The 25,191-nt window shown below is 71.1% G+C and carries 25 protein-coding genes and 1 tRNA gene; 9 read left to right on the top strand and 17 right to left on the bottom strand.

The genetic code is table 11. The annotated features are described in order from the left end of the window. Positions 1 to 24 precede the first annotated feature (24 nt). Positions 25 to 312 (top strand): hypothetical protein, encoded by a 288-nt coding sequence (locus tag AC1ROW_RS01475; RefSeq protein WP_493017097.1) that lies wholly within the window; start codon positions 25 to 27, stop codon positions 310 to 312. Positions 313 to 319: 7 nt separating this feature from the next. Here the strand turns inward: AC1ROW_RS01475 and uvrB are convergent, their stop codons facing one another. The 7 genes from uvrB to polA all read right to left on the bottom strand — a co-directional run bounded on the left by uvrB (position 320) and on the right by polA (position 10,839). Then, positions 320 to 2,386 (bottom strand): excinuclease ABC subunit UvrB, encoded by a 2,067-nt coding sequence (gene uvrB / locus AC1ROW_RS01470; protein WP_493017096.1) that lies wholly within the window; start codon positions 2,384 to 2,386, stop codon positions 320 to 322. A 71-nt stretch (positions 2,387 to 2,457) separates the two neighbouring features. Further along, on the bottom strand, positions 2,458 to 3,054 hold the full coding sequence (gene coaE / locus AC1ROW_RS01465; protein ID WP_493017095.1) for a dephospho-CoA kinase: 597 nt from the start codon (positions 3,052 to 3,054) through the stop codon (positions 2,458 to 2,460). Between the two features lie 83 nt (positions 3,055 to 3,137). After that, complete coding sequence (gene rpsA / locus AC1ROW_RS01460; protein ID WP_345834910.1) at positions 3,138 to 4,580, bottom strand: 30S ribosomal protein S1; 1,443 nt, start codon at positions 4,578 to 4,580, stop codon at positions 3,138 to 3,140. 107 nt (positions 4,581 to 4,687) lie between these two features. Then, positions 4,688 to 5,671, bottom strand: a complete 984-nt coding sequence (locus AC1ROW_RS01455; protein ID WP_493017094.1) for an epimerase — start codon at positions 5,669 to 5,671, stop codon at positions 4,688 to 4,690. Beyond that, entirely contained in the window at positions 5,672 to 6,316 is a 645-nt protein-coding gene (locus AC1ROW_RS01450) for a DUF4166 domain-containing protein (RefSeq protein ID WP_493017093.1), read from the bottom strand. Positions 6,317 to 6,348: 32 nt separating this feature from the next. Further along, complete coding sequence (locus tag AC1ROW_RS01445; protein ID WP_493017092.1) at positions 6,349 to 8,022, bottom strand: DUF885 domain-containing protein; 1,674 nt, start codon at positions 8,020 to 8,022, stop codon at positions 6,349 to 6,351. A gap of 138 nt (positions 8,023 to 8,160) precedes the next feature. Continuing rightward, complete coding sequence (gene polA / locus AC1ROW_RS01440) at positions 8,161 to 10,839, bottom strand: DNA polymerase I (protein WP_493017091.1); 2,679 nt, start codon at positions 10,837 to 10,839, stop codon at positions 8,161 to 8,163. Between the two features lie 93 nt (positions 10,840 to 10,932). On the opposite strand from polA, the gene AC1ROW_RS01435 reads away from it, so the two are divergent. Then, positions 10,933 to 11,337, top strand: a complete 405-nt coding sequence (locus AC1ROW_RS01435) for a hotdog fold thioesterase (RefSeq protein ID WP_493017090.1) — start codon at positions 10,933 to 10,935, stop codon at positions 11,335 to 11,337. A 204-nt stretch (positions 11,338 to 11,541) separates the two neighbouring features. Here the strand turns inward: AC1ROW_RS01435 and AC1ROW_RS01430 are convergent, their stop codons facing one another. After that, positions 11,542 to 12,147, bottom strand: coding sequence for an ANTAR domain-containing response regulator (locus tag AC1ROW_RS01430; protein ID WP_179605811.1), 606 nt, complete (start codon positions 12,145 to 12,147; stop codon positions 11,542 to 11,544). A 38-nt stretch (positions 12,148 to 12,185) separates the two neighbouring features. Between AC1ROW_RS01430 and AC1ROW_RS01425 the strand changes: the two genes are divergently transcribed. Further along, positions 12,186 to 12,268: transfer RNA gene (locus tag AC1ROW_RS01425), tRNA-Leu, on the top strand. A gap of 32 nt (positions 12,269 to 12,300) precedes the next feature. Here the strand turns inward: AC1ROW_RS01425 and AC1ROW_RS01420 are convergent. The 6 genes from AC1ROW_RS01420 to AC1ROW_RS01395 form a co-directional block, all read right to left on the bottom strand. Continuing rightward, positions 12,301 to 12,549: a ferredoxin gene (locus tag AC1ROW_RS01420; RefSeq protein ID WP_493017089.1), complete on the bottom strand. Its 249-nt coding sequence runs from the start codon at positions 12,547 to 12,549 to the stop codon at positions 12,301 to 12,303. Beyond that, positions 12,546 to 13,739, bottom strand: a complete 1,194-nt coding sequence (locus AC1ROW_RS01415; RefSeq protein WP_493017088.1) for an NADH-ubiquinone oxidoreductase-F iron-sulfur binding region domain-containing protein — start codon at positions 13,737 to 13,739, stop codon at positions 12,546 to 12,548. Before AC1ROW_RS01415 ends, AC1ROW_RS01420 begins: the two co-directional genes overlap by 4 nt. Continuing rightward, entirely contained in the window at positions 13,736 to 14,314 is a 579-nt protein-coding gene (locus AC1ROW_RS01410; protein WP_493017087.1) for a ferric reductase-like transmembrane domain-containing protein, read from the bottom strand. The genes AC1ROW_RS01415 and AC1ROW_RS01410 overlap by 4 nt, the downstream gene beginning before the upstream one ends. Beyond that, on the bottom strand, positions 14,314 to 15,249 hold the full coding sequence (locus AC1ROW_RS01405; RefSeq protein WP_493017086.1) for an FAD:protein FMN transferase: 936 nt from the start codon (positions 15,247 to 15,249) through the stop codon (positions 14,314 to 14,316). The genes AC1ROW_RS01410 and AC1ROW_RS01405 overlap by 1 nt, the downstream gene beginning before the upstream one ends. Then, positions 15,227 to 15,553: a hypothetical protein gene (locus AC1ROW_RS01400; RefSeq protein WP_493017085.1), complete on the bottom strand. Its 327-nt coding sequence runs from the start codon at positions 15,551 to 15,553 to the stop codon at positions 15,227 to 15,229. The genes AC1ROW_RS01405 and AC1ROW_RS01400 overlap by 23 nt, the downstream gene beginning before the upstream one ends. 159 nt (positions 15,554 to 15,712) lie before the next feature. Further along, complete coding sequence (locus AC1ROW_RS01395; RefSeq protein WP_493017084.1) at positions 15,713 to 16,213, bottom strand: FBP domain-containing protein; 501 nt, start codon at positions 16,211 to 16,213, stop codon at positions 15,713 to 15,715. 97 nt (positions 16,214 to 16,310) lie between these two features. On the opposite strand from AC1ROW_RS01395, the gene AC1ROW_RS01390 reads away from it, so the two are divergent. Continuing rightward, positions 16,311 to 16,631, top strand: a complete 321-nt coding sequence (locus AC1ROW_RS01390) for a thioredoxin family protein (protein ID WP_493017083.1) — start codon at positions 16,311 to 16,313, stop codon at positions 16,629 to 16,631. Positions 16,632 to 16,658: 27 nt separating this feature from the next. Here the strand turns inward: AC1ROW_RS01390 and AC1ROW_RS01385 are convergent, their stop codons facing one another. Continuing rightward, positions 16,659 to 17,483: an MBL fold metallo-hydrolase gene (locus tag AC1ROW_RS01385; protein WP_493017082.1), complete on the bottom strand. Its 825-nt coding sequence runs from the start codon at positions 17,481 to 17,483 to the stop codon at positions 16,659 to 16,661. 75 nt (positions 17,484 to 17,558) lie between these two features. Between AC1ROW_RS01385 and AC1ROW_RS01380 the strand changes: the two genes are divergently transcribed. The 3 genes from AC1ROW_RS01380 (at position 17,559) to AC1ROW_RS01370 (ending at position 20,514) form a co-directional block, all read left to right on the top strand. Next, positions 17,559 to 18,359: an alpha/beta hydrolase gene (locus tag AC1ROW_RS01380; RefSeq protein ID WP_493017081.1), complete on the top strand. Its 801-nt coding sequence runs from the start codon at positions 17,559 to 17,561 to the stop codon at positions 18,357 to 18,359. Positions 18,360 to 18,402: 43 nt separating this feature from the next. Then, a complete protein-coding gene (locus tag AC1ROW_RS01375; RefSeq protein ID WP_493017080.1) occupies positions 18,403 to 19,428 on the top strand; it encodes an LLM class flavin-dependent oxidoreductase in 1,026 nt (341 codons plus the stop codon). 132 nt (positions 19,429 to 19,560) lie between these two features. After that, complete coding sequence (locus AC1ROW_RS01370; RefSeq protein WP_493017079.1) at positions 19,561 to 20,514, top strand: hypothetical protein; 954 nt, start codon at positions 19,561 to 19,563, stop codon at positions 20,512 to 20,514. A 31-nt stretch (positions 20,515 to 20,545) separates the two neighbouring features. Here the strand turns inward: AC1ROW_RS01370 and AC1ROW_RS01365 are convergent, their stop codons facing one another. After that, positions 20,546 to 21,007, bottom strand: a complete 462-nt coding sequence (locus AC1ROW_RS01365; RefSeq protein WP_493017078.1) for a VOC family protein — start codon at positions 21,005 to 21,007, stop codon at positions 20,546 to 20,548. Between the two features lie 36 nt (positions 21,008 to 21,043). Here AC1ROW_RS01365 and AC1ROW_RS01360 point away from each other — a divergent pair, with 36 nt between their 5' ends. Continuing rightward, positions 21,044 to 21,823: an SGNH/GDSL hydrolase family protein gene (locus AC1ROW_RS01360; RefSeq protein ID WP_493017077.1), complete on the top strand. Its 780-nt coding sequence runs from the start codon at positions 21,044 to 21,046 to the stop codon at positions 21,821 to 21,823. A gap of 13 nt (positions 21,824 to 21,836) precedes the next feature. Here AC1ROW_RS01360 and AC1ROW_RS01355 read toward each other — a convergent pair whose 3' ends face one another. After that, a complete protein-coding gene (locus AC1ROW_RS01355) occupies positions 21,837 to 24,263 on the bottom strand; it encodes a phosphoketolase family protein (protein ID WP_493018342.1) in 2,427 nt (808 codons plus the stop codon). A 74-nt stretch (positions 24,264 to 24,337) separates the two neighbouring features. On the opposite strand from AC1ROW_RS01355, the gene AC1ROW_RS01350 reads away from it, so the two are divergent. Further along, a complete protein-coding gene (locus AC1ROW_RS01350) occupies positions 24,338 to 25,183 on the top strand; it encodes an alpha/beta fold hydrolase (RefSeq protein ID WP_493017076.1) in 846 nt (281 codons plus the stop codon). Positions 25,184 to 25,191 lie beyond the last annotated feature (8 nt).

Below are 25,191 nucleotides of genomic sequence, written 5' to 3'. Positions count from 1 at the left end.
AACCGGATTCAGAAGGAGGACATCATGTCTGCGTTCGTGTTCGCGTTCCGCAACGACCCCGCCGTGACCGCCACGGAGGACGAGATCGCCGCCTGGGGCGCCTGGTTCGAGAAGATCGGCCCGACGGTGACCGACCCGGGCAGCCGCGTCGGGACGACCGCGCTGCTGGGAGCGCCGGCCGGAGCCAACGCCCTGTCCGGCTACGCGTTCGTCGAAGCGGCCGACCTGGCGGCGGCGACCGCGCTGGCGGAAGGCTGCCCCGGCCTCGGCTACGGCGGGAGCGTCGAGGTGGGAGAGCTGATGCCGATGTAGCCGGCGCTCAGCCCAGGTGCCCGGCCTTCTCCATCTGCCGAAGGTCGCGCTTCAGATCCGACAGCTCGTCGCGCAGGCGCGCCGCCAGCTCGAACTTCAGTTCGCCTGCCGCGGCGAGCATCTGGTCGTTGAGGTCCGCGATCAGCGACTCCAGCTCGGCTGCGCCCTGGGCGGCGATGCCGCCGTTCCGCAGGTTCGGCGTCGGGCTCTTGCGGCGCTGCTCGCGGCCGGCGAGCATCCGGGCCGTGTCGGCCTCCTCGCGGGCCAGCACGTCTGTGATGTCGGCGATGCGCTTGCGGAGGGGCTGCGGGTCGATCCCGTTGGCGCGGTTGTATTCGAGTTGGAGCTCACGGCGGCGGTCGGTCTCCTCGATCGCGTTCTTCATCGAGTCGGTGAGCACGTCCGCGTACATGTGCACCTCGCCCGAGACGTTTCGGGCCGCGCGGCCGATGGTCTGGATGAGCGACGTCGACGAGCGGAGGAAGCCCTCCTTGTCGGCGTCGAGGATCGCCACCAGCGACACCTCCGGCAGGTCCAGGCCCTCGCGGAGGAGGTTGATGCCGACCAGCACGTCGTAGACGCCGGCGCGCAGCTCGGTCAGCAGCTCGACGCGGCGGAGGGTGTCCACATCCGAGTGCAGGTAGCGGACCTTCACGCCGGCCTCGGCGAGGAAGTCGGTGAGCTCCTCGGCCATCTTCTTGGTCAGCGTGGTGACCAGGATGCGCTCGTCGCGCTCGACGCGCAGCCGGATCTCCTCGAGCAGGTCGTCGATCTGGCCCTTGGTCGGCTTGACGACGATCTGCGGATCGACCAGGCCGGTCGGACGGATGATCTGCTCGACCACGCCGTCCGCGACGCCCATCTCGTACTGGCCCGGGGTCGCCGACAGGTATACCGTCTGGCCGACGCGGTCCTTGAACTCGTTCCAGCGCAGCGGACGGTTGTCGAGGGCGCTGGGCAGGCGGAAGCCGTGCTCGACCAGCGTGCGCTTGCGCGAGGCGTCGCCTTCGTACATGGCGCCGATCTGCGGGACGGTCACGTGCGACTCGTCGATGACGACGAGGAAGTCGTCCGGGAAGTAGTCGAGCAGGCAGTTCGGCGCCTCGCCGGGCTGCCGGCCGTCGATGTGCCGCGAGTAGTTCTCGATGCCGGAGCAGAATCCGATCTGCTCCATCATCTCCAGGTCGAACTGGGTGCGCATCCGGAGCCGCTGCGCCTCCAGCAGCTTGCCCTCGCGCTCCAGCTCCTGCAGCCGCTCGCGCAGCTCCTCCTGGATGGTGCCGATGGCGCGCTGCATCGTCGCCGGGCTGGCGGCGTAGTGCGTGGCCGGGAAGACCGACACGGCGTCCATCTTCTGCAGCACCTCGCCGGTGAGCGGGTGCAGCGAGTACAGCGCTTCGATCTCGTCGCCGAACAGCTCGACGCGGACCGCGTGCTCCTCGTACATCGGGATGATCTCGATGGTGTCGCCCCGCACGCGGAACTTGCCGCGCGAGAAGTCGACGTCGTTGCGCTCGTACTGCATCGCGACGAACCGCCGGATGAGCGCGTCGCGGCCGACGTTCTGCCCGACCTGGAGGGCGACCATCGCCTCCAGGTACTCCTCCGCGGCGCCGAGGCCGTAGATGCAGGAGACGGTGGAGACCACGACCACGTCGCGCCGGCTGAGCAGCGAGTTGGTGGTGGAGTGCCGCAGCCGCTCGACCTCGGCGTTGACCGAGGAGTCCTTCTCGATGAAGGTGTCCGTCTGCGGGACGTAGGCCTCGGGCTGGTAGTAGTCGTAGTACGAGACGAAGTACTCGACCGCGTTGTTGGGCAGCAGCTCGCGGAACTCGTTGGCGAGCTGCGCGGCGAGGGTCTTGTTGTGGGCGAGCACGAGCGTCGGGCGCTGCACCTGCTCGACCAGCCAGGCGGTGGTCGCCGACTTGCCGGTACCGGTCGCGCCGAGGAGGACGACGTCGGTCTCGCCGGCGTTGATCCGGGCGGCGAGTTCGGCGATGGCCTTGGGCTGGTCGCCGCTGGGCGCGAATTCGCTGACGACCTCGAACGGACGGACGAGACGCGTGGCTTGCATGAGTCCAGTCTAGGAACGACCACCGACATCGAGGCCCGCTCTCGCTGAGAGCGGAACGGGACAGCGTCCGCTCAGCTCCGCAGGCTCTCCCAGAGCTCGTCCACCTGCTCCAGCGTCCGATCCAGCGGACCGTCGGTGTCGATCACCACATCCGCCACGGCCAGGCGCTCCTCGTCGGAGGCCTGCGACCCGATCCGGCGCTCGGCCTCCGCGCGGTCCATCCCGCGCAGCCGCACCAGCCGATCGATCCGCGTCGCGGCGTCGGCGTGCGCGACGACCACCAGGTCGAAAGGGTACTCGTTGGCGGACTCGACCAGCAGCGGCACGTCGTACACGACGATCGCCGCGGGGTCGGCGGCGGCCGCGGCCTCGAACCGCGCGGTGGAGGCGGCGAGCACGGCCGGGTGGGTGATCCCGTTGAGCTTCTGGAGGGCGTCCGGGTCGCCGAACACGATCGCGCCGAGTGCGGGCCGGTCGAGGCTGCCGCCCGGGGCGATCACGCCGTCGCCGAAGGTGCGGGCGATCTCGGCCAGCGCCGGGGTACCGGGCTCGACGACCTCCCGGGCGATGCGGTCGGCGTCCACGACGACGGCGCCGAGCTCGGCGAGGCGGGAGGCGATGGTCGATTTCCCGGAGGCGATGCCGCCGGTCAGTCCGATGAGATGCACGGCGACCAGCCTATTGCTCCCTCGGCTTAACGCCGGAACGGCCGGCCCCCGGAGGGACCGGCCGTTCACAGGTGAGACGGATCTCAGTTGTTGGAGCTGAGCTTCTCGCGCAGAGCGGCGAGCGACTCGTCGTCGGCCAGGGTGCCGCCGTTGCCGGTCTCGCTCGAGTAGGACGAGGAACCGCTGTCGGCGGCCGCCTCCTCGATGCCCTTCGCGACCTGGCGCTTGTGCGCCTCCCAACGAGCCTGGGCAGCGGCGTACTGCTGCTCCCACTCGTCGCGCTGGGTCTCGAAGCCTTCCTTCCACTCGTTGGTCTCCGGGTCGAAGCCCTCGGGGTACTTGTAGTTCCCCTGCTCGTCGTACTCGGTGACCATGCCGTAGAGGGCCGGGTCGAACTCGGTGCCTTCGGGGTCGACGCCCTCGTTCGCCTGCTTGAGCGACAGGGAGATGCGGCGGCGCTCCAGGTCGATGTCGATGACCTTGACGAAGACCTCTTCGCCGACCGACACGACCTGCTCCGCGAGCTCGACGTGCTTGCCGGAGAGCTCGGAGATGTGCACCAGACCCTCGATGCCGTCCGCGACGCGGACGAAGGCACCGAACGGAACCAGCTTCGTGACCTTGCCCGGCGCGACCTGACCGATCGCGTGGGTGCGGGCGAAGACCTGCCACGGGTCTTCCTGAGTCGCCTTAAGAGACAGCGAGACGCGCTCGCGGTCCAGGTCGACCTCGAGGATCTCGACGGTGACCTCCTGGCCGACCTCGACGACCTCGGAGGCGTGCTCGATGTGCTTCCACGAGAGCTCGGAGACGTGCACGAGGCCGTCCACGCCGCCCAGGTCGACGAACGCGCCGAAGTTGACGATCGAGGACACGACGCCCTTGCGGACCTGGCCCTTGTGCAGGTTGTTGAGGAACGTGGTGCGGGACTCCGACTGGGTCTGCTCCAGCAGCGCGCGGCGCGACAGGACCACGTTGTTGCGGTTCTTGTCGAGCTCGAGGATCTTCGCCTCGATCTCCTGGCCCAGGTACGGGGTCAGGTCGCGGACGCGGCGCAGCTCGATGAGCGACGCCGGCAGGAAGCCGCGGAGGCCGATGTCGACGATCAGGCCGCCCTTGACGACCTCGATGACCGTACCGGTCACGACGCCGTCGGCTTCCTTGATCTTCTCCACGTCGCCCCACGCGCGCTCGTACTGCGCACGCTTCTTGGACAGGATGAGGCGGCCTTCCTTGTCCTCCTTCTGGAGAACGAGCGCCTCGACGGTGTCGCCGACCTCGACGACCTCGCTGGGGTCGACGTCGTGCTTGATGGAAAGCTCGCGGGAGGGGATGACACCCTCGGTCTTGTAGCCGACGTCGAGGAGGACCTCGTCGCGGTCGATCTTGACGACGGTGCCCTCGATGAGGTCTCCGTCGTTGAAGAACTTCAGCGTCTTTTCGACCGCGGCAAGAAAGTCTTCAGCAGAACCGATGTCGTTGACTGCGACCTGCTTCGGTGCCTTGTCGGTCGTTGCGGTTGTCATGTAGTGGATGCTCCGTTATGGACATAAATCAGGCCGAACGCGAACCTTTGTGGGTGTCTTCCGCGAACGGCAGGCGGATGTGGATGTCACACAAGTGACGGTCCAGTCTACCGACTGGTCTGCGCAAGGGGCAACTCGCGTCCGGCGACGATGTCGCGGAGAGCGGGCTCCAGGTCCGGGAAGGCGAACTCGTAGCCCGCGGCGAGCAGCCGCTCTGGCACCACCCAGCGGCTCTTCAGCACCAGCTCGGTCTCGCTGCGGATGACCGCGGTGCCGAGCTCCAGCATCCACCGGAAGGCCGGCAGCCCGGCCGGGACGCGGAGCACGCGGCGCAGGGTAGCCATCAGCGCGCGGTTGTCGGACGGGTGCGGCGCCGCGATGTTGACCGGGCCGTCGAGCTCGGGATGCCGGCGTACGAACTCGATCGAGCCCAACACGTCGGCGATGTGCACCCAGCTGAACCGCTGCCGTCCCCCGCGGGCGCGGAACTCGTGGAAGGTGCCCGCGTTGCGCCGCGCGGTCGTGGCGAACCACCGGCCGTCGAGCTGAGGGCCGCCCAGGCCGAAGCGTGCCAGCCGGATGAGCGGGACGAGCGCCGAGCCGTCTCCGAGCACGATCGCCATGCGCAGCGCGATGCGGCGCGTCCCGGGAAGCTCCCCCTCGAAGAACTCGGCCTCCCAGGCGCGCGCCACGATCACCGAGAACCCCGTGCCGAGCTCGCCGGTGGACTCCGTCATCGGCCGGTCCTCGGCGTGCCGGTAGATCGTGGCGGTGGAGGCGTTGAACCACACCGGGGGCGGGGCGTCGGACGCTGCGACGGCCTCCCGCAGCTCGCGTGTGGTCTCCAGCCGGGAGCGGAAGATCTCGGCACGGTTGGCGTCGCTGTAGCGGCAGTTCACGCTCTTGCCAGCCAGGTTGATCAGGACGTCCGCGCCGGTGACCACCCGGCGCAGCGCCTCAGCGTCGCCCCAGCACGCGTCGGCGCCGTCGCGCCCCACCAGCAGGACCGTCGCGCCCGCGGCGCGGTAGTGCTCCGCCAGATAGCGTCCGATGAACCCGGACGCGCCGGCGATGACGATGCGCTCGCTCACTCACTCCCCCGCTGCGGCGTCCCCGCCGGCCTCGCGGCGCCCGACCTCGTATCGGAACCTCCCCGCGTACTGGTACACCCTACCGATCAGCGGGACGCGCACGACGACGGAGACCGCCTGCGCGTCTCGCTCGTCGTCGTAGCGCTCGGTGAGGGCGACGACCGGAGCGACCAGCCGCGGAAGGACGATCCGCAGCCGGCCGACCCGCAGCGCGACCCGGCGCGAGGTCAGCCGGAGGGCGCCGTCGAGGACGCGGGCGGAGAACCAGGCCTCGGCGAGCACCGGCGAGCCGAGGCGGTCCACGATGAACCAGCCGTCCACGCCGATCTCGTCGCGCATGTCGAGCGCGCGCCCGCGCAGCTCGAAGCGGCGCACCGCACGGACCGCCGGGCCGCCGTCGGCCGACAGCACCGGCACGTTCTCGACCGTGAACGGCACACCGCGCTCCCACACCGGGAACATCACGTGCGCCCGGGCGAAGACCGCCAGCACCGGCCACAGCCAGCGCCGGGGCGTGCCGACGGTGTCGAACACACCCCGGCCGACGCCGGCCGAGCCGTCCGGGATGGCGTCGAAGTAGGCGCGCAGCCGCGGATGGAGGTCGTCGAACGCAGGGCCGAGCACGGCCCGGTACGGGGAGGTCATCGCGGCTGCGCGCTCTCTGCTGTTGCGGGCGCTCAGTCGAGCAGCGCCGACTTCAGCGTGTCCAGGCCGACGCCGCCGATGTCGAGCGCCTTCTTGTGGAACGCCTTGATGTCGAACGACGCGCCCTCGCGGCGCGCGTACTCGTCGCGGAGCTGCTCCCAGATCCGCTGGCCGATCTTGTACGACGGCGCCTGCCCCGGCCAGCCGAGGTAGCGGTTCACCTCGAACCGGACGAACCCCTCGTTCATGTTGACGTTGTCGGCCAGGAAGCCGAACGCGTACTCGCCGGTCCACGGCCCGGAGCCGTCGGGGAGCTGCTTCTCCAGGTGGACGCCGATGTCGAGGACGACGCGGGCGGCGCGCATCCGCTGGCCGTCGAGCATCCCGAGCCGGTCGGCCGGGTCGTCGAGGTAGCCGAGCTGCTCCATCAGGCGCTCCGCGTAGAGCGCCCAGCCCTCGGCATGGCCCGAGGTGCCGGCGATGCGGCGCCAGGAGTTCAGCTGCGCCTTGTTGTAGGTGGCCTGTGCGATCTGGAGGTGGTGGCCCGGGACGCCCTCGTGGTACACGGTGGTCAGCTCCCGCCAGGTGTCGAACTCGGTGACGCCCTCCGGGACGCTCCACCACATCCGGCCGGCACGGGCGAAGTCGTCGCTCGGGCCGGTGTAGTAGATGCCGCCCTCCTGCGTGGGGGCGATCATGCACTCCAGGCGGCGGATCTCGGCGGGGATGTCGAAGTGCGTGCGGCCCAGCTCCTCGATGGCGCGGTCGCTGGTCTCCTGCATCCAGCGCTGCAGCGCGTCGGTGCCGTGCAGCTTGCGGGAGGCGTCCCCGTCCAGGAACGCGATCGCCTCGTGCACGGAGGCGCCCGGCTTGATCTCGTTCGCGATCGACTCCTGCTCGGCGACCATGCGCGCGAGCTCCTCGATGCCCCACTCGTAGGTCTCGTCCAGGTCGACGGTCGCGCCGAGGAAGTCGCGGGAGGCGAGAGCGTACAGCTCGCGGCCGACCGCGTCCTTCTCCGGCGCGTGAGCGGCGAGCTCGTCCTGCAGGAACGCGGCGAGCGTGGCGTAGGCGGCGGCCGACTCCTTCGCGCCCTCGGCCAGGTCGGCCTTCAGCGACGCGGGGAGCTCGCCGTCGAGGGTCTTCGCCGAGCCGGTGAAGTCGAAGAAGAACCCGGTTCCGGCGACCTGCTTGTTCGCCTGGGCCAGCACCTCGCGCACCTGGCGGATCGCGGGGACGTTGCCGTTGGCGATGCCGCTGCGCAGGGTCTCGATGTAGCCGTCCATCGCGGCCGGGAGGTTGTGCAGGCGGGTGGCGACGTTGGCCCAGTCCTCCTCGGTGTCGGTCGGGACGAGGTCGAAGATGTCGCGCAGCTCCTGCGCCGGGGAAGCGATCACGTTGAGGTCGCGCTGGCTGAAGCCGGCCTCGTGCTTCTCGATGGTGAGCTCGAGCTCGCGGGACAGGTCCATCTTGGTCACCCGGTCGATGTCGTCCACCGGCTCGGCGGCCCGGATCTTCGCCAGCGCCTCGCGCACCTTGCCGACGGCCTGCTCGGCGCCGGCCGGCGAGTAGTCGGAGTACTCGCCCTCGCGGCCGGGCCGGCCGAGCCAGACGTGGTACTCGGGGTGGAGCTCCAACTGGGTGTCGACCCACTCCTCAGCGATCGTGTCGATCGGAGTCGGTTCGCGCTTCTCTGCGTTCGTCATGCCCCGAGCCTATCGACTGCCCCCACCACGCCGTCGAGTACGCGAATGAGGCCGTCGAGTACGCGAATAGTCTGCGTACTCGACGGTTTTCGGCGGACTTATCGCGTACTCGGCGGCGGGGGTCGCGGGTGCGACGGGTCAGTGGGCGGCGGCCTCCCAGTTGGGGCCGCGGCCGATCTGCACGTCGAGGGGCACGCGGAGGTCGGCGGCGCCGGCCATGCGGGTGCGGACGACCGCTTCCAGGGCGTCCCATTCGCCGGGGGCGACCTCGAAGATGAGCTCGTCGTGCACCTGGAGCAGCATCCGGGAGTTCAGCTTCTGGTCGATCAGGTCGCCGGCGATGCCGAGCATGGCGATCTTCATGATGTCGGCCGCCGAGCCCTGGATGGGAGCGTTGAGCGCCTGGCGCTCGGCGTTCTCGCGCAGCACCCGGTTGGTGGAGGTCAGGTCGGCGAACGGACGGCGGCGACCGAAGATCGTCTCGGTGTAGCCGTCCACCCGGGCGATCTCCACGACGCTGCGCAGGTAGTCGCGCACCGCGCCGAAGCGCTCGAAGTAGCCGGCCATCAGGTCCCGGGCCTCCTTCGTCTCGATGCGGAGCTGCTTGGACAGGCCGAACGGGCTGAGGCCGTAGGCGAGGCCGTACGACATCGCCTTGACCTTGGTGCGCATGAGCGGGGTGACGTCCTCCGGCGCCACGCCGAACACGCGCGCGCCGACGAAGCGGTGCAGGTCCTCCCCCGCGTTGAACGCCTCGATGAGTCCCGGGTCCTCGGACAGGTGCGCCATGATGCGCATCTCGATCTGCGAGTAGTCGGCGGTCAGCAATATCTCGTACTCCGGGCCGCTGCGGAACGCCGAGCGGATCTCGCGGCCCTCCTCGGTGCGGATCGGGATGTTCTGGAGGTTCGGGTCGTTGGACGAGATGCGGCCCGTGCTGGTGCCGGTCTGGTCGTAGGTGGTGTGGATGCGGTCGTCCGTGCCGACCGAACGCTCCAGCGTCTCCACGATCTGCTTCAGCTTGGTGGCGTCGCGGTGCTGGAGCAGCAGGTCGAGGAACGGGTGCGGGTTGCTCCCCTGCAGGTCGGCCAGGGACTGCGCGTCGGTCGAGTAGCCGGTCTTGGTGGAGCGGGTCTTCGGCATCCCGAGCTCGTCGAACAGCACCTGCTGGAGCTGCTTGGGCGAGCCCAGGTTGAGCTCATGGCCGACCTCCGCGTAGGCTCGCGCGGCGTAGTCGTTGGCCTTGTCCGTGAGCTGGCCGCGCAGGCGGCTCAGCACCTCGGTGTCGATCGAGACGCCGTCGAGCTCCATCTCGGCGAGGACAGCGACGAGCGGCAGCTCGATGTCGTCGAGCACGGCGCGGGTGCCCGCGTCGAGCGCGATCATCTGGCCCTCGGCCACGCGGCGGATGTACCAGGCCTCGGTCGCGGGGCTCACTGCGTCGTTCAGCGGCACGAGCTGGTTCGGATCGGAAACCGGCAGGGTCTCTCCGAGGACTTCGTAGACCTGCTCGGCGAGCGACTGCGGCGCGGCGCCCGGCTTGACCAGCCAGGACGCGATCCGGGTGTCGAACGCGAGCCCGTCGACCACGAAGCCGGCGCGGCTGAGCGCCTTGAACTGCGGCTTGGCGTGGAAGAAGTACTTGGGCGCGCTGCTCGCGAGCCACTCCTCCAGCGCGGTGTAGTCGGGGCGGCCCGCGGCCCACGGGACGTAGACCGTGTCGTCGGCGGCGGCCAGGCCGAAGCCGGTGATGCCGGCGGGGCCGGTCTCGAGCTGAACCGCGACCGCGGCGCCGTCGGCGGAGGCCTTGGCCAGCCAGTTGGCCAGCTCCTCGTCCACCAGGGTGCGGACGGCCGGCGCGCTCACCGCGCCGGCGTCGCCCTCCGACGGGGCGGTTCCGCCGCCGCCGGCGGCGAGCGTGTCGTCCTCGGCCGCGGCTTTCATCAACCGGTCGAGCAGCGTCTTGAACTGGAGGCGCGCGAAGATGTCGCGCACGGCGTTCTCGTTGAGCGGCTTGCGCTCCAGGTCGGCGGGCCCGACCTCCAGCTCCACGTCGTCCAGGAGCTTGTTGAGCCGGCGGTTGCGGAGGGCGTTCTCCTGCTGGTCGCGGAGGTTCTGGCCCACGACGCCCTTGATCTCGTCGGCGTGGGCGACGATGTTCTCGACGGTGCCGTACTGCTGGACCCACTTGACGGCGGTCTTCTCGCCGACCTTGTCGATGCCGATCAGGTTGTCGCTGGTCTCGCCGACCAGCGCGGCGATCTCCGGGTACTGGTGCGGCTCGACGCCATAGCGCTCGCGCACCGCGGCGGGGTCGTAGACCTTGAGTTCGGAGACGCCGCGCACGTTGGGGTAGAGCAGGGTGACGTCGTCGTTGACGAGCTGGATGGTGTCGCGGTCGCCGGAGACCAGGAGGACGCGGTAGCCCTGCTCGCGGCCCTGGCGGGCGAGCGTGGCGAGGATGTCGTCGGCCTCGTAGTCCTCCTTGGCGATGGTGGTGATGTTCATCGCGTGGAGGGCCTCCTCCAGCAGCGGGATCTGGCCGACGAACTCGGAGGGGGTCTCGTTGCGGGTGCCCTTGTACTCCGGGTACTCGCGGGTGCGGAAGGAGTAGCGCGAGATGTCGAACGCGACGGCGAGGTGCGTCGGACGCTGCTGCTGGAGCAGGTTGATCAGCATCGCGATGAAGCCGTGGATGCCGTTGGTGTGCTGCCCTTCGCGGTTCACGAAGCTGTCGACGGGGAGGGCGTAGAAGGCCCGGAATGCCAGCGAATGGCCGTCGATGATCAGAAGGGTAGGCTTTTCGGAGTCTGACACCAGGCAAGCCTACAAGGGGCCGATGACAGTCCCGGGACGACGAAGCACTGCCGACGGCCGACGTCGGCCGGAACCACAGCGGAGAGGCAGCAGATGACCGAGGACGCGCTGGCGTACGTGAAGCAGCGGGGGCTCGGCGCCCTCGCCGACAAGATGGGCATCGAGATCGTGGAGTTCACGATCGAGCGGGCCGTGGCGCGGATGCCCGTGCTCGGCAACACGCAGCCCGCGGACCTGCTGCACGGCGGCGCCTACGTTGTCCTCGGCGAGTCCCTCGGGTCGATGTCGGCGAACCTCTACGCCGGCGAGGGCCGCCTCGCGGTCGGCATCGAGATCAACGCGTCGCACACGCGCGCGGCGACGGAGGGTTACGTGACCGGCGTGTGCACGCCCATCCACCTCGGCCGCACCCTGACGACGCACGAGATCGCCGTCACCGACGACCGCGGCCGCCGCTGCTCCACGATCCGCATCACGAACCTCATCAAGAACCTGTAGCGCCCGATTCGTCACGAATCGCGGCGCTCACCCGCCGCGCGATTCGGCACGAATGTCGCGAATGCGACGCGGTCTCGCGCGATTCGTGACGAATGTCGCAAGGTGCGGGTTGCGCGATTCGTGACGAATGTCGCGAATGCGGCGCGGTTGCGCGCGATCCGCCACGAATCGCGGCGCCCGCGCAGCGCGGCAGCGCGGCGCGGGTTACTTCTTGGGGGCGAGCTGCTCGATGATGGCCTGGGCGACGTCGTGCATCGTGAGGCGGCGGTCCATGGAGGCCTTCTGGATCCAGCGGAACGCGTCCGGCTCGCTGAGGCCCATCTTCTCGTTGAGGAGGCCCTTGGCGCGGTCGACCAGCTTGCGGGTCTCGAAGCGCTGCACCATGTCGGAGACCTCGGCCTCCAGCGCGATGATCTGCTGGTAGCGGGCCAGGGCGATCTCGATCGCCGGCAGGAGGTCGTTGGGCGTGAACGGCTTGACCACGTAGGCGAGGGCGCCGGCCTCGGTCGCGCGCTCCACGAGCTCCTTCTGGCTGAACGCGGTCAGCAGCACGACGGGCGCGATGTGGTTCTTGGAGAGGCGCTCGGCCGCCGAGATGCCGTCGAGCTGGGGCATCTTGACGTCCATGACGACCAGGTCGGGGCGCAGCTCGGTGGCCAGCGCGACCGCGGTCTCGCCGTCCCCGGCCTCGCCGACGACCTCGAAACCGTTGTCGCGGAGAGTCTCGACGATGTCGAGCCGGATGAGCGACTCGTCCTCCGCGACGACGACTCGGCGGGGTGCGGTGGGGGTGGTCTCCTGGTCAGTCACGGGTAAAAGCCTACGGTATTGTTCAGGTGTTGTTGTGCGCCGCTGTGGCGGAATGGCAGACGCGGAGCACTCAAAATGCTTTGTCCGGAAGGGCGTGTGGGTTCGAGTCCCACCAGCGGCACAACCCCACACCGCCGACTCGGCGCAAATTCGTCATCCCACCCGACGCAGCCGCAGGGCCAGCACCGGGCACAGCGCCACCGCGTCCTCCGCGGCCTCGAGCTGGTCGCCGCGCACCGGGATGTCGGACCGTGCGGAGGCCGGCTGGCCGACCGCGAACGGGTAGCCCCATTCATCCCTTGCGATCGTGCCGTCCAGCAGCTCGGCGCACAGGCCGCGGCCGTCGCAGCGCGTCCAGTCGACGTGGAGGGCGTGACGCGGAAGTTCAGCCCGGCCGCTCATCGTGCGCTCCGGACACAGCGGCCCTCGGCGTGGGCGTGGATGTCGCGCGCGAAGACCCGGAGCGCGCTGCGCACCAGCCGCGCGGCGCCGTCGGGATGGTGGCACGAGCCGCGTCCGTCGACCACCTCCGCCAGCCGCGCGAGCTCGGCAGCGGCCTGCGGGGCGAGCCGGCCGGCTGCCAGCTCGGCGAACCGGTCGGCCATCGCCGGGAGGCCGAAGAGGCACGGCCCGCACTGCCGGGCGGAGGCCGCGGCCAGTTCCTGGGCGATCGCCGCGGTCGTCGCCAGTCCGCAGCGTTGGGGGCCGAGCACGTGCACCACTCCGGCTCCGGCGTACTCCCCCGCCGCCGCGCCGGTCTCGTTCGGTGCGATCCAGCGCCCGTGATACCCGCCGAGCAGCACACCCGCGGCGAGCCGGGCCTCCGCGCCGGCCCGCGCGACGATGTCCACGACGCTCGCGTCGGTCGGCACCTCGAACACGCCCTCGGTGGCCACATCGCCGGTCACCGTCACCAGCCGGGTCCCCGGCTGCGCGGGGTCGCCGACGCTGCGGAACCAGTCGCCGCCGTAGCGGTCCACGAGCGCGAGCTGGGCGAGCGTCTCGACGTTGTGCAGCAGCGTCGGCCTCCCGTCGAGCCCGGACTCCGAGAGCCGCCGCACCCGGTCGAGCGGAACACCGCGACCGGTCTGGAGGGCGTTCACCACGGCGCTCGCCTCACCCGCGACGAACCCGTCCGCCGCCTCGATCAGCTCGACGCGACCCGCGTCGGAGCGTTCCGCGACGGCGGCCGTGACCGGTGCGAGAGCCGGCCCGTGGACGTAGAGGATGGTGCGCGCAGCACCCAGGGCCTCAGACGCGGTCAGGAGGCCGTCGAGGACCAGGTGCGGCGCGTCCGCGAGCAGCACGGCGTCCTTCCAACTCCACGGCTCCCCCTCCGAGCCGTTGCCGATCACGACGGGCGCGCGTCTCCCGTTCGTCGCTGCCAGCTTGCGGAAGGCCGGGAACGCGGCTCCGCCGCGGCCGGTGAGCCCCGACCGCTCAAGCTCGCGTTCGAGGTCGGAGCGGCGGAGGCCGCGGCGCGGGCCGAACGCGGCGAGGTGGGCAGCCGCGCCTGCCGAGTGCCCGGCCGCCAGCAGCCGCGGCGGGATACCGGCGGAGTCGGAGACCGACAGAACGGCCGTCAGGGTCATGACAGCCCCTTTCTGCTCGGTTCGGCCTCCGTGCGTCGTGCCGCGGACGTCTCGAGGAACCCGGCGGAGACCCGCCAGACCACGGCCACGAGCACGAACAGCACCGACGCTCCGGCGAGCAGCAGCATCCAGCCGGACCTGCCGTCGGTGCCGTCGCCGATCGTGTGGGCGAGCGCGATCGGCCACAGCGCGTAGCTCAGCCAGTGCACGGCCTTGAAGACGCGCACGCCCAGCCGCCGGCGCAGCAGGGCCGTGATGGTCACCGCTATCAGGAGGTCGACGGCCACCGTGCCGAGGCCGAGCCAGAACGGCAGGTGCGCGCCGAGGAACGGCACCAGGATGTCGGCGAGCGTGAGCTTCGCGTACGAGTCGAGCAGCAGTGTCCCGATGTGGAGGACGAGGAAGACGACCGCCAGCAGCGAGACGTTGCGATGCAGGAGCGTGACCGAGAAGCGCGGCATCCCGGGCAGCGGGCGCCCGGAGCGGGTTACGATGCCGAGCCAGAGGGACACGGTGAGCAGGATGAGCGCGACGACGCCGGAGGCTCGGCCGACGGCCCAGAGCACTTCGTCCATCAGCTCACCTCGTCCCGGTCCGCCGGCCAGCGCCCCGTCGTGACGATCGCCCCGTCCCTGGCCACCAGCCGGGCGTCCGCGCCCAGGCCGCGCAGCCACTCCGGAGCCTTCAGTCCGCGCACGATCGACGCCGTGCTGAGCGCGTTGGCGCGGACGCAGGTGGTAGCTGCGACCGTGGCCGACCGCCAGACGTCGTCGGCGGGCAGCCCGAAGCGCGGGTCGAGGATGTGGTGCCTCGCCTGGCCGTCGCTGCGCCAGCGCCGCTTCTGCGTGCTCGACGTCGCCAGGCCCGCGCCGTTCGGGATCGCGATCTGCTGGGCCGGGTCGGCCGGGAGGTCTTGGACGAGCACCTCCCAGAGCCGGGCGGTGCGTCCGGCGGTGGCGATGTCGCCGCCCAGCGAGACCAGGCTGTCCGCGCCGGTCTCCGCCGCGATCCGGCGGGCGATGCGGTCGGCGGCGTGCGCCTTCGCGGTCGCGCCGAGGTCGAGCCTCAGGTCGCCGGGCAGCGTCAGGAGGCGGCCGTCGAGCGACACGCGCCGCCACCCGGGCGACCGCGGCCGCGCGACCGTCACGGTGACTCCGTCGGCGGCCAGTGCGGCGAAGTCGCGGTCGTAGCCGAGCCGGTCCAGGTCGCCGCCGAGCGTCGGGTCGACGTCGCCGTCGGTGTCGGCGGCCGCGGCGAGCGCGACGGCGACGAACTCGGCCAGCAGCGGGCTCAGTTCGACGCCGCCGGCGGGTCGGTCCTGCGCGTTGAGCCGGGAGAGCTCGCTCGCGGGCTCGAACCGGCTGGCGGCCGCCGTGACCGCGGCGAGTTCCGCGTCGGCGATGCCCCGAGCCTGCGCGAGGACCTCCGCGTCGGACACGACGACGCGAGCGTCGACGCCCCAGACTGCGAAGTCGTCGTGGACGAGTTCAGGAGCCGGTGGACTGGCCACTGAACCCACCGCCCTGGCTCTGCTGGATGCCGCTGCCTGAGGAGCCGGTGGAGGAGCCGGAGCCGGTGGAGGAGCCAGAGCCGGACGAGCCGGAGTCGTCGCCGTTGGCCCCGCCGCCCGAGTCGTCGCTGGACGAACCGTTGCCCGTGCTGCCCGTATTCACCGTCGCGCCCCCCGCTGTGCGGGCTGTCGTCGTGCCGGCGAAGAGGTAGCCGGAGAGGATGCCGGTCACAGCGAGGCTCGAGATGCCGATCGCCGCGGTGATCCCGACGGCCGTGCGCCGTCCCGCCGAACGAATGTCCATGACCGGGCCTCCAACCCGCCCTCCGCGGGTCGCCTGGGACGCGACCTCCTGGGAGCTGATACCAGCCTGCGCCCGGTTTCTTTCGGCATCCTTAATCCGGGTGAGAACCGGTTATCGGGTCGCTGTGAATCCCCTTTGCACGATCGGCTTCGCGCACGCTCAGGGCCGCACGCCCACCACGGCCTGTGCGAACCGCCGCACCCGCTCGCCGAGCCCCGCGATCTGCTCCTCGATCACGCGCTCGGAGTCGAAGCCGACGAACTGCGGAGGGGGTGTGCGCCGCACGTTCTCGGTGCACTCGAACGACGCGCAGACCAGCGCGCCGACCGTGTCGCCTTTGCGGCCGGCATCGCCGGCGCGGCGGGCCGACCAGAAGTAGACGTCGCGCGTCACGTGGACGTCCTGGCACCAGCCGCACATGGTGGGCGCGTGCGAGCGCATGGAGGCCTCCGACGCGCGCAGCACGATGCCGACCGGTCCGCTCCCGGTCGGGATGACGACATAGCCGCGCTGCGGCAGCCGGGGGTCGCGCCAGCCGAGGTACTCGCGGCGGGCCCAGTCCACTTCGTGCACGCCGGGCGGCAGCGGCAGGTCGGCGGCGTCGGAGCGCGAGCAGTTCACGAACGAGTCACGCAGTTCCTGCGGGGTCAGGGTGTCCATGTCCACCTCCTGCGTCCCATGCTCGCACAGGTGGGCGAGCCCATACCCGAAGCGGGCGGTTGACCTTGACCCCGGGGGGACGGCTTAGCCTCCCGGCATGAGCACTCTCGCCAGCGTCACCGACGCCTCGTTCGCCTCCGACGTCCTCGCCGCGCCCGGCACGACCCTCGTCGAGTTCTGGGCGCCGTGGTGCGGACCGTGCCGCGCGCTGACGCCGATCCTGGAGCGGATCGCGGACGAGCACGACCTCCGCGTCCTGCGCATCAACGCGGACGAGAACCCGCAGACCTCCGCCGAGTACGGGGCGCTGTCGCTGCCGGTGACGAAGGTGTTCCGGGACGGGGAGGTCGTCAAGACGATCGTGGGCGCCAAGCCGAAGCCCGCCCTGGAGTTCGAGCTCGCGCCGTTCCTGAGCTGACGCGCGCGGCGCTGCCGGGGCCGCCCCTCAGGTCAGATGGTCGAATGCGCCGCTGACCCAGCCGATGTAACGCTCGGCCGACCGCCGCACGGCCTCCCGGGCGTCCTCCGGGATGACGTTGCCCAGGTTGCCGTACATCCGCTCGAACGGCCGGTCGCAGACCAGCTCGGCGACCCGCCGCACCACGGCCGCGGAGAGCGGGATGTCGTTGGGGAAGCTCCGCTGGAAGGTCACCCACTTCTGCGACGGCCCCGGGAACACCGTGTCGCCGCTGAGCACCACCCCGCGGTCCCAGTGCACGATCGCGCTGCCCGGGAAGTGCCCGCCGACTGTGCGCAGCAGCACACCCGGCAGCACCTCCTCCTCGCCGCTCCACTCCCGGATCGCCGGGTCCTCGCGCTGGACCCAGTGCCGGTCGGCCGCGTGCACGAGCATCGGGACGCCGCCGAGCATCCGCGACCAGGAGGTCTGCGCGCCGAACATGTGCGGGTGGCTGGTGGCGATGACCGCCGCGCCGCCGAGGTCCTGCACCGCGGTCGCCGCGGCCTCGTCGACGTAGCCGGTGGGGTCCCAGAGCAGGTTGCCGTCCGGAGTGCACAGCAGCAGGGCGCGCTGGCCGATACCCACCTTCGGCTCGCTGCTCAGCCCGTAGAGGCCGGGCTCCAGCTCCGTCACGGTCACCCGCTCGCCCTCGCGTTGCAGGCGCTGCAGGGTGGTCCAGCGCTGACCGGTCGGCGGGACGTACTGCCGCTCGTCCTCGCAGATCGGGCAGGAGGCCGGCGGCTCCTCCCCCGCGTCCGTCACGATCGGGGTCGTCTCCACCGCGCACGTCGCGCACAACCAATCGGCCATGCCGGCCAGGTTACCCGGCGCTGTCGTCGCGGTCAGGTCTGGCCGTGAGGCCGCCCGCGCAATAGCCTGTGCGCCATGGCAGATCAACCAGTGCTCTTCATCCACGGCCTCTGGCTCCACGCGAGCAGCTGGCAACCCTGGATCGACCTCTTCACGGCGGAGGGCTACGCCCCCGTCGCACCCCTGTGGCCCGGCGAGAAGGACACCGTGGCCGAAACACGGGCGCACCCCGACGATGTGGCCAACTACGGCATCGACGACGTCACAGAGCACTTCGCGAAGATCATCGAGGCGATGGACATCCCTCCGGTCATCATCGGCCACTCGTTCGGCGGCCTGATCACCGAGAAGCTGATCGGCGAGGGCTACGGCAACTCCGGCGTCGCGATCGACCCGGCGCAGATCAAGGGCGTGCTGCCGCTGCCGTTCCGCCAGCTCAAGGCGTCCTTCCCGGTGCTGGACAACCCGGCGAACATCCACAAGCCGATCGCCCTGACCTACGAGCAGTTCAAGTTCGGCTTCGCGAACCAGCTCACCGACGAGGAGGCGAAGGAGCTGTACGACCGCTGGACCGTCCCCTCCACGGTGCGCCCGATCTTCCAGGCCGCCGCGGCGAACTTCAGCCTCCACTCGCAGGCCGCCGTCGACACCAAGAACCAGGACCGCGGACCCCTGCTGCTCATCGCCGGCGGCGAGGACAACACCGTCCCGGAGGTCACCACCGACGCGACGCTCAAGCTCTACCGCGACTCCAACGCCGTGACGGAGCTGATCACCTTCCGCGACCGCGGGCACTCGCTCGTGATCGACCACGGCTGGCGCGACGTGGCGACGGAGGTCCTGGTCTGGCTGGGGCAGCAGGGGCTGGAGGACTGAGCCGGCCCGGAATACCGCGCCGGCCTGACGGCTTGCCCTCACTGTGAAACGCATCGGCTTCCTCAGCTTCGGCCACTACCAGGCCGTCCCCGGCTCCGTCGTGCGGACGGCGGCCGACGCCCTCCTGCAGACGGTGGAGCTCGCCATCGCGGCGGAGGAGGTGGGAGCCGACGGCGCGTTCGTCCGGGTGCACCACTTCGCCCCGCAACTCGCCTCCCCGTTCCCGCTGCTGGCCGCGATCGGCGCGCGCACGTCGCGCATCGAGATCGGCACCGGCGTCATCGACATGCGGTACGAGAACCCGCTGTACATGGCGGAGTCGGCCGCGGCAGCCGACCTGATCAGCGGCGAGCGCCTGCAGCTCGGCGTCAGCCGTGGGTCACCGGAGACGGCGCTCGCCGGTTACGAGTCGTTCGGCTACGTGCCCGGCGAGGGCGAGTCGGATGCGGACATGGCCCGGCGGCACACGGCCATCTTCCGCGCCGCCATCGCCGGCGAGGCGATGGCGAACGCCGACCCGCGGATGACGGGCACCACCGGCGGCCTGTCCGTCCAGCCGCTGTCGCCGACGCTCCCCGACCGGATCTGGTGGGGCGCCGGCACGCGCGCGACAGCCGAGTGGACCGCCGAACAGGGCATGAACTTGATGTCGTCCACACTGCTCACGGAGGACACCGGCGACGCGTTCGACAAGCTCCAGGCGGAGCAGATCCAGCGCTTCCGCGACACCTGGGCCGAGATGGGCTGGGAGCGCGAACCGCGGGTGAGCGTCAGCCGCAGCATCATCCCGATCGTGGACGACGAGTCCCGCCGCTACTTCGGCGCCCGTGCGCAGGTGGAGGGCCGCGACCAGGTCGGCCACCTCGACGGCGGGATCGCGCGCTTCGGCCGCTCCTACATCGGCGAGCCCGAGAAGCTGGTCGCGGAGCTGGCGCAGGACGAGGCCGTGCGGATGGCGGACACCGTGCTGGTGACGGTGCCGAACCAGCTCGGCGTCGACTTCAACGCGCGGCTGCTGGAGGCCGTGGTCGGCGTGGGGCGCGAGCTGGGGTGGCGCGACGGAGCCTGACGGCGAACCGCGTGTACCCCGAACGCGGCCCTGTGCGATATTCACGCACATGAGAGGATCGCCATGCGGTACACCCGAATTCCGCAGCACAGGCCGTGACGACCTCGTCCGGTCCCACGGAAGGGGTGTGCTTTGCGAACTCGACGATCGGGTGCAGGAATCATCGCGGCCGGGCTGGCGCTCGCGCTCGGCGCGGCCGGGATCGGCGCGGCCGGACTCTCCGCCGCTCCGCCGAAGGCTGTGGCGTTGACCAGCGCGTCCACGCCGTCCGCCATCACCGGCATGTGGGCGTGGGGTAACCCGATCGACCCGTCCGTGGACCCGCGCGGCGACGGTGAGGCCGCGTTCCAGCCGAAGGCGCTCGCCGCGTTCGCCTCCGCGCACAAGCTGCGCACCGTCTACCTCTCCGTGCCCTGGGCGGCCGACCAGGGCCCGTTCGGCCCGTGGCTGCGCTCGGCGGTGACCGCGCTGCACCGCGCCGGCGTGACCACGGTCGGCGCGCTCGGCGGCGACCCGGCGTGGGCGCAGCAGCCCGACCTAGCCGCAACCTGGACCACAGCCGCCCTCAAAGCGGCCCCCTTCGACGCGGTGCAGTTCGATGTCGAGCCGTGGGTGAACGCCACCGACGACCAGCTCCCCGGCATCGTGGACCAGCTCGCGACCATGTACGACACGGCGGCGCGCGCCGCCCGGTCCGTCCCGGTCGGGGCCGACCTCCCCTGGTGGCTGGAGGCCAAGCCGACGACGGACGGGAGCAGCACGCTGTTCCGGACGCTGCTGCCCCACGTGAAGTCGGTCGCGATCGTCGCGTTCTCCGACCACGCCGCCGGCGACGACGGGATCATCGCGCTGGCCAAGCCCGCTGCGACGGCGGCGGCGAGCGCCCGGGTGCCGTTCAGCGTGGGGGTCGAGACCGACTCGCCGGAGGTGGCGGGCGGACCGGGTGCGACGTTCGGCGACGACTCGGCGACGGTGCTCGAGGCGCAGACGGCGCAGGTGCGGTCGGCGTTCGGCGGATTCCCCGGCTACACGGGCGTCACCGTCGAGCACCTGCCCGCCTGGCAGGCGTTGATCGCGCGCGGCTGACGTGCCGCGTCGGGTTCAGCCCGCGGCGGGTTCAGCCCGCTTCGGCCGCCGCATAGAGCGCGGCGATGTCGATCTTGCCCATCCTGAGCATGGCCGCGTTCGCGCGTGAGGCGCGTTCGCGGTCCGGGTCCTGCTGCAGCTCCAGGAGCGCACGCGGGACGATCTGCCAGCTGAGGCCCCAGCGGTCCTTCAGCCAGCCGCACGGGCCGGGCTCGCCGCCGTCCCCGGTGAGGCCGTCCCAGAGCCGGTCGACCTCCGACTGGTCCTCGCAGACAACCATGAGGGAGGCGGCCTCCGTGAACGAGTAAGCAGGTCCGCCGTCCAGCGCCAGGTACTCGATCCCACCGAGCTCGAACGTGACCAGGACCGTGCCGCCGTCCTCCCCGAGTCGGTCGACGCGGACGATGCGGGAGCCGGGGACGAGCGAGACGTAGTGCTTCGTCGCCGCCTCGGCCTGGCCGTCGTACCAGAGGAACGTTCTGACCTTCTGCATGGCGGTCATGCTAGCCGCGCGCGGTAGCGTAGCGGGATGGGCTACAGCAGTTACATCGCGATCGGCGACAGCTTCACGGAGGGAGTCGGCGACGACCTCCCGGACGGCCGGCAGCGCGGCTGGGCGGACTTCGTCGCGCTCGGGCTGGCGCTCGCCTCGACCGAGCCCGTGCGCTACGCGAACCTGGCGATCCGCGGCCGCAAGCTCACCCCGATCCTCACCGAGCAACTCGATCCGGCCATCGCCCAGCACCCGCAGCTCGTGAGCCTCAACGGCGGCGGCAACGACATCATGCGCCCGCGCGTCACGATCGCGTCGGTGGCGACGCAGCTCATCGACGCCGCCGACCGGGTGACGGCCTCCGGCAGCACGATGCTGCTGCTGAGCGGCGCGAACCCGAGCCGGCACCTGCCCATGGGCGGGCTGCTGCGCAAGCGCGGCGACGAGCTGGCCGTCGCGGTGCGCGACCTGCTGCCCCGCGAGGGCGTGCTCTTCGTCGACAACTGGGCCGACGAGTCCCTGGAGGACATCCGCTACTGGTCGGCCGACCGGCTGCACCTCAACGCGCTCGGCCACGCCCGGGTGGCGAGCAACGTGCTGACCGCGCTCGGCGTGCCGGTGCCGGCCGAGTGGGGCGTGGACGAGGTGGAGTCCGCGCCCGCGGGCGAGCCGTCGCGGCGCACGGCGGACTACTACCGGCGCTACGTGCTGCCGTGGATCGGCCGCCGCCTCACCGGCCGGTCGTCCGGCGATGGCCGCACCGCCAAGATCCCGGAACTGACGGTCGTCGACCCCGCCTCCGCCCACCCGCTCTGATCCGCCGAGCGCGTCAGTCGTTGTCGCCGCCGGTGGTGTCGATGCGGGTGCTGCGCGCGCCGCCGCCCCAGCGCCACTCCGCCACCTCGGGGATGTCCTCCCCGTGGTCCCGGGTGTACTGGCGGGCGTGCAGCCGGGCGTCCACCATCTCCTGACGGAACGCCGCCTCCCGGGCCGCCAGCCCCGGCACCCGGTCGAGCACGTCGATCACCAGGTGGTACCGGTCGAGGTCGTTGAGCATCACCATGTCGAACGGGGTGGTGGTCGTGCCCTCCTCCTTGTAGCCGCGCACGTGCAGGTTGTCGTGGCCGGCCCGGCGGTAGGTGAGGCGGTGGATCAGCCACGGGTAACCGTGGTAGGCGAAGATCACCGGCTTGTCGGTCGTGAACAGCGCGTCGTACTCCCGGTCGTTCATGCCGTGCGGATGCTCGCCCTCGCTCTGCAGCCGCATCAGGTCCACGACGTTCACGACCCGCACCGCCAGGTCCGGCAGGCGGCGGCGCAGGATGTCGGCCGCGGCCAGCACCTCCAGCGTCGGGATGTCGCCCGCACAGGCGAGGACAACATCCGGCTCCTCCCCCTCCCGCTCGGTCCCGGCCCAGTCGAAGACGCCGATGCCGCGCGTGCAGTGCGCGATCGCGTCCTTCATGCTCAGCCAGTTCGGCGACGGCTGCTTGCCGGCGACCACCACGTTCACGTAGTCGACCGAGCGGAGGCAGTGGTCGTACGTGGACAGCAGCGTGTTGGCGTCGAACGGAAGGTAGACCCGGACGATGTCGGCCTTCTTGTTCATCACGTGGTCGATGAAGCCCGGGTCCTGGTGGGAGGCGCCGTTGTGGTCCTGCCGCCAGACGTGCGAGCTCAGCAGGTAGTTGAGCGACGCCACCGGCCGGCGCCACGGGATCTCGCGTGCGCTCTTCAGCCACTTCGCGTGCTGGTTGAACATCGAGTCCACGATGTGGATGAACGCCTCGTACGACGTCAGCACGCCGTGCCGGCCGGTCAGCAGGTAGCCCTCCAGCCAGCCCTGGCACTGGTGCTCGCTCAGCACCTCCATGACCCGGCCGCTCGGCGCCAGGTGGTTGTCGGAGTCGATCGGCCAGAATTCGGCGTTCCACTGCTTGCCGGTGACCTCGAACACGTCCTGCAACCGGTTGGAGGCCGTCTCGTCCGGGCCGAACAGCCGGAAGTCGTGCGGGTTCTCGGCCATGACGTCCCGCAGCCAGCCGCCGAGCACCCGCGTGGCCTCGGCGACCGTCTCCCCCGGCGCCGGGACGTCGACGGCGTAGTCGCGGAAGTCGGGCAGCCGGAGGTCGCGGCGCAGCAGGCCGCCATTCGCCACCGGGTTGGCGCTCATCCGGCGTTCGCCCGCCGGCGCGTGCGACGCGATCAGTGGGACCGGCGCGCCCGCCTCGTCGAACAGCTCCTCAGGGCGGTACGACAACAGCCAGTTCTCCAGCAACCGGGTGTGCGCCTCGGTGTCGCGGGCGTCGGCGAGCGGAACCTGGTGGGAGCGCCAGTTGTTCTCGGCGGGGTGGCCGTCGATCTCCGCCGGGCACGTCCAGCCTTTGGGGGTGCGCAGGATGATCATCGGCCACGCGGGACGGTCGATCAGGTCGCCGGACCCGGCGGCGGCCTTGATCTCGGCGATCCGGTCGAGGACCTCGTCCAGCGTCGCCGCCATCCGCTTGTGGACCTCGCGCGGGTCCTCGCCGTCGAACCCGCCCGAGACCAGGTACGGCGTATAGCCGTAGCCGCGCATCAGCTCCAGCAACTCGGCCTCGGGGATGCGAGCCAGCACCGTGGGGTTCGCGATCTTGTAGCCGTTGAGGTGCAGGATCGGGAGGACGACGCCGTCGGCCTTCGGGTTCAGGAACTTGTTCGAGTGCCACGCCGTCGCGAGCGGCCCGGTCTCGGCCTCCCCGTCGCCGACCACGGCCGCGACCAGCAGCTTCGGATTGTCGAACGCGGCACCGTAGGCGTGCGAGAGCGCGTAGCCGAGCTCGCCGCCTTCGTGGATGCTGCCCGGCGTCTCCGGAGCGGCGTGCGACGGGATGCCGCCGGGGAAGGAGAACTGCCGGAACAGCTTCCGCAGCCCGTCCTCGCTCCGGTCGATGCCGCTGTAGACCTCGCTGTAGGTGCCGTCCAGGTAGGCGCTCGCGACCACACCGGGCCCGCCGTGGCCGGGACCGGCGACGAAGATCGTGTCGAGGTCGCGCTGCCGGATCGCGCGGTTCAGGTGCGCGTAGAGGAAGTTGAGGCCGGGGGTGGTGCCCCAGTGGCCGAGCAGGCGGGGCTTGATGTCGTCGCGCGAGAGCGGGCGGCGCAGCAGCGGATTGTCGAGCAGGTAGATCTGGCCGACGGAGAGGTAGTTGGCGGCGCGCCACCAGGCGTCGAGCTGATCGAGGTCTTCGTCGGTTAGAGGGTTCGTGTCGGACATTGCGGTGGCTGGGAGTTCGTTCGACGTCTCGCTCACTCGGGAATCCTACGAGGGGTCCGCTCCGAACAACAGGGGTGAACACCACGATCATCGACACGCCGGTAGGTCCCGTGGCGGTGCGGCACACGCGCCGCACGGCCCGGACCGCGACCATCCTCCTGCACGGCGCCGCCGGCTCGTGGACGACCTGGCTGCCCGCAATCGAGGCCGCAGGCGGGGCGGCCGCGCTCGACGACCTGGTCGTGCCCGACCTCCCGGGCTGGGGCGACTCGCCTGCCGACGTGCGCGGCTTGGACGCGCAGTCGCTCGCGCGGGCCGTGGCGGCGGCGGCGCGCGGGCTCGGCTACGAGCGCTGGCGGGTGGTCGGCCATTCGATGGGAGGCTTCCTGGCTTTGGAGCTCGCGGCCCAGGAGCCCGCGGCGACCGAGTCCCTGCTGCTCGTGTCTGCCACGACGCTGGGCGGCCGCGGCGACCGGCTGGGCCGCTTCGGGCTGCTGCGCGCCTGCCCCGGACTGGCGCTGCTGCTGCTCGGGATGCGGCTGCTCGCGGCCTCCGGCGCGGCAGCTGCGCCGTTCGTGCGCGGACTCGACCGGCTGGGGCTCCTAGGGCTCCTCCTCGCTCCGCTCTTCGGCCGCCCGCAGCCGCTCACCGTGCACGAGCTCGCCCACGACCTGCGGCCGGCCGCATTCGTCCGGGCGGTCGCCTGCGCCCGGCGCTACCCGGCGGAGGAGCGCTGGGGGCGGATCCGCTGCGCCGTGCTCGCCGTGCACGGCGACCACGACGTGTTCGTGGGCGCCGACGACGACGCGCGGCTGGCCGCGATCATCCCGCGCTTCTCGGCGCTGACCCTGCCCGGCACCGGCCACTTCGGGCACGTCGAGCGCCCGCGCTTCCTCGCGGGTGTCCTGGGTCCGCGCTAGGTTCGGGG

This window comes from Leifsonia sp. GW821-FHT13C09, from assembly GCF_058806435.1.
The sequence above is the reverse complement of the archived record's forward strand: the minus strand, read 5'-3'. Positions and strand labels throughout refer to the sequence as shown.

Excerpts from the sequence above, each read along its gene's own strand:
- AC1ROW_RS01475 (WP_493017097.1), top strand. The coding sequence starts at position 25 with ATGTCTGCGTTCGTGTTCGCGTTCCGCAACGACCCCGCCGTGACCGCC.
- uvrB (WP_493017096.1), bottom strand. The coding sequence starts at position 2,386 with ATGCAAGCCACGCGTCTCGTCCGTCCGTTCGAGGTCGTCAGCGAATTC.
- rpsA (WP_345834910.1), bottom strand. The coding sequence starts at position 4,580 with ATGACAACCGCAACGACCGACAAGGCACCGAAGCAGGTCGCAGTCAAC.
- AC1ROW_RS01450 (WP_493017093.1), bottom strand. The coding sequence starts at position 6,316 with ATGACCTCCCCGTACCGGGCCGTGCTCGGCCCTGCGTTCGACGACCTC.
- AC1ROW_RS01445 (WP_493017092.1), bottom strand. The coding sequence starts at position 8,022 with ATGACGAACGCAGAGAAGCGCGAACCGACTCCGATCGACACGATCGCT.
- AC1ROW_RS01435 (WP_493017090.1), top strand. The coding sequence starts at position 10,933 with ATGACCGAGGACGCGCTGGCGTACGTGAAGCAGCGGGGGCTCGGCGCC.
- AC1ROW_RS01420 (WP_493017089.1), bottom strand. The coding sequence starts at position 12,549 with ATGAGCGGCCGGGCTGAACTTCCGCGTCACGCCCTCCACGTCGACTGG.
- AC1ROW_RS01415 (WP_493017088.1), bottom strand. The coding sequence starts at position 13,739 with ATGACCCTGACGGCCGTTCTGTCGGTCTCCGACTCCGCCGGTATCCCG.
- AC1ROW_RS01410 (WP_493017087.1), bottom strand. The coding sequence starts at position 14,314 with ATGGACGAAGTGCTCTGGGCCGTCGGCCGAGCCTCCGGCGTCGTCGCG.
- AC1ROW_RS01400 (WP_493017085.1), bottom strand. The coding sequence starts at position 15,553 with ATGGACATTCGTTCGGCGGGACGGCGCACGGCCGTCGGGATCACCGCG.
- AC1ROW_RS01395 (WP_493017084.1), bottom strand. The coding sequence starts at position 16,213 with ATGGACACCCTGACCCCGCAGGAACTGCGTGACTCGTTCGTGAACTGC.
- AC1ROW_RS01390 (WP_493017083.1), top strand. The coding sequence starts at position 16,311 with ATGAGCACTCTCGCCAGCGTCACCGACGCCTCGTTCGCCTCCGACGTC.
- AC1ROW_RS01385 (WP_493017082.1), bottom strand. The coding sequence starts at position 17,483 with ATGGCCGATTGGTTGTGCGCGACGTGCGCGGTGGAGACGACCCCGATC.
- AC1ROW_RS01380 (WP_493017081.1), top strand. The coding sequence starts at position 17,559 with ATGGCAGATCAACCAGTGCTCTTCATCCACGGCCTCTGGCTCCACGCG.
- AC1ROW_RS01365 (WP_493017078.1), bottom strand. The coding sequence starts at position 21,007 with ATGCAGAAGGTCAGAACGTTCCTCTGGTACGACGGCCAGGCCGAGGCG.
- AC1ROW_RS01360 (WP_493017077.1), top strand. The coding sequence starts at position 21,044 with ATGGGCTACAGCAGTTACATCGCGATCGGCGACAGCTTCACGGAGGGA.
- AC1ROW_RS01355 (WP_493018342.1), bottom strand. The coding sequence starts at position 24,263 with ATGTCCGACACGAACCCTCTAACCGACGAAGACCTCGATCAGCTCGAC.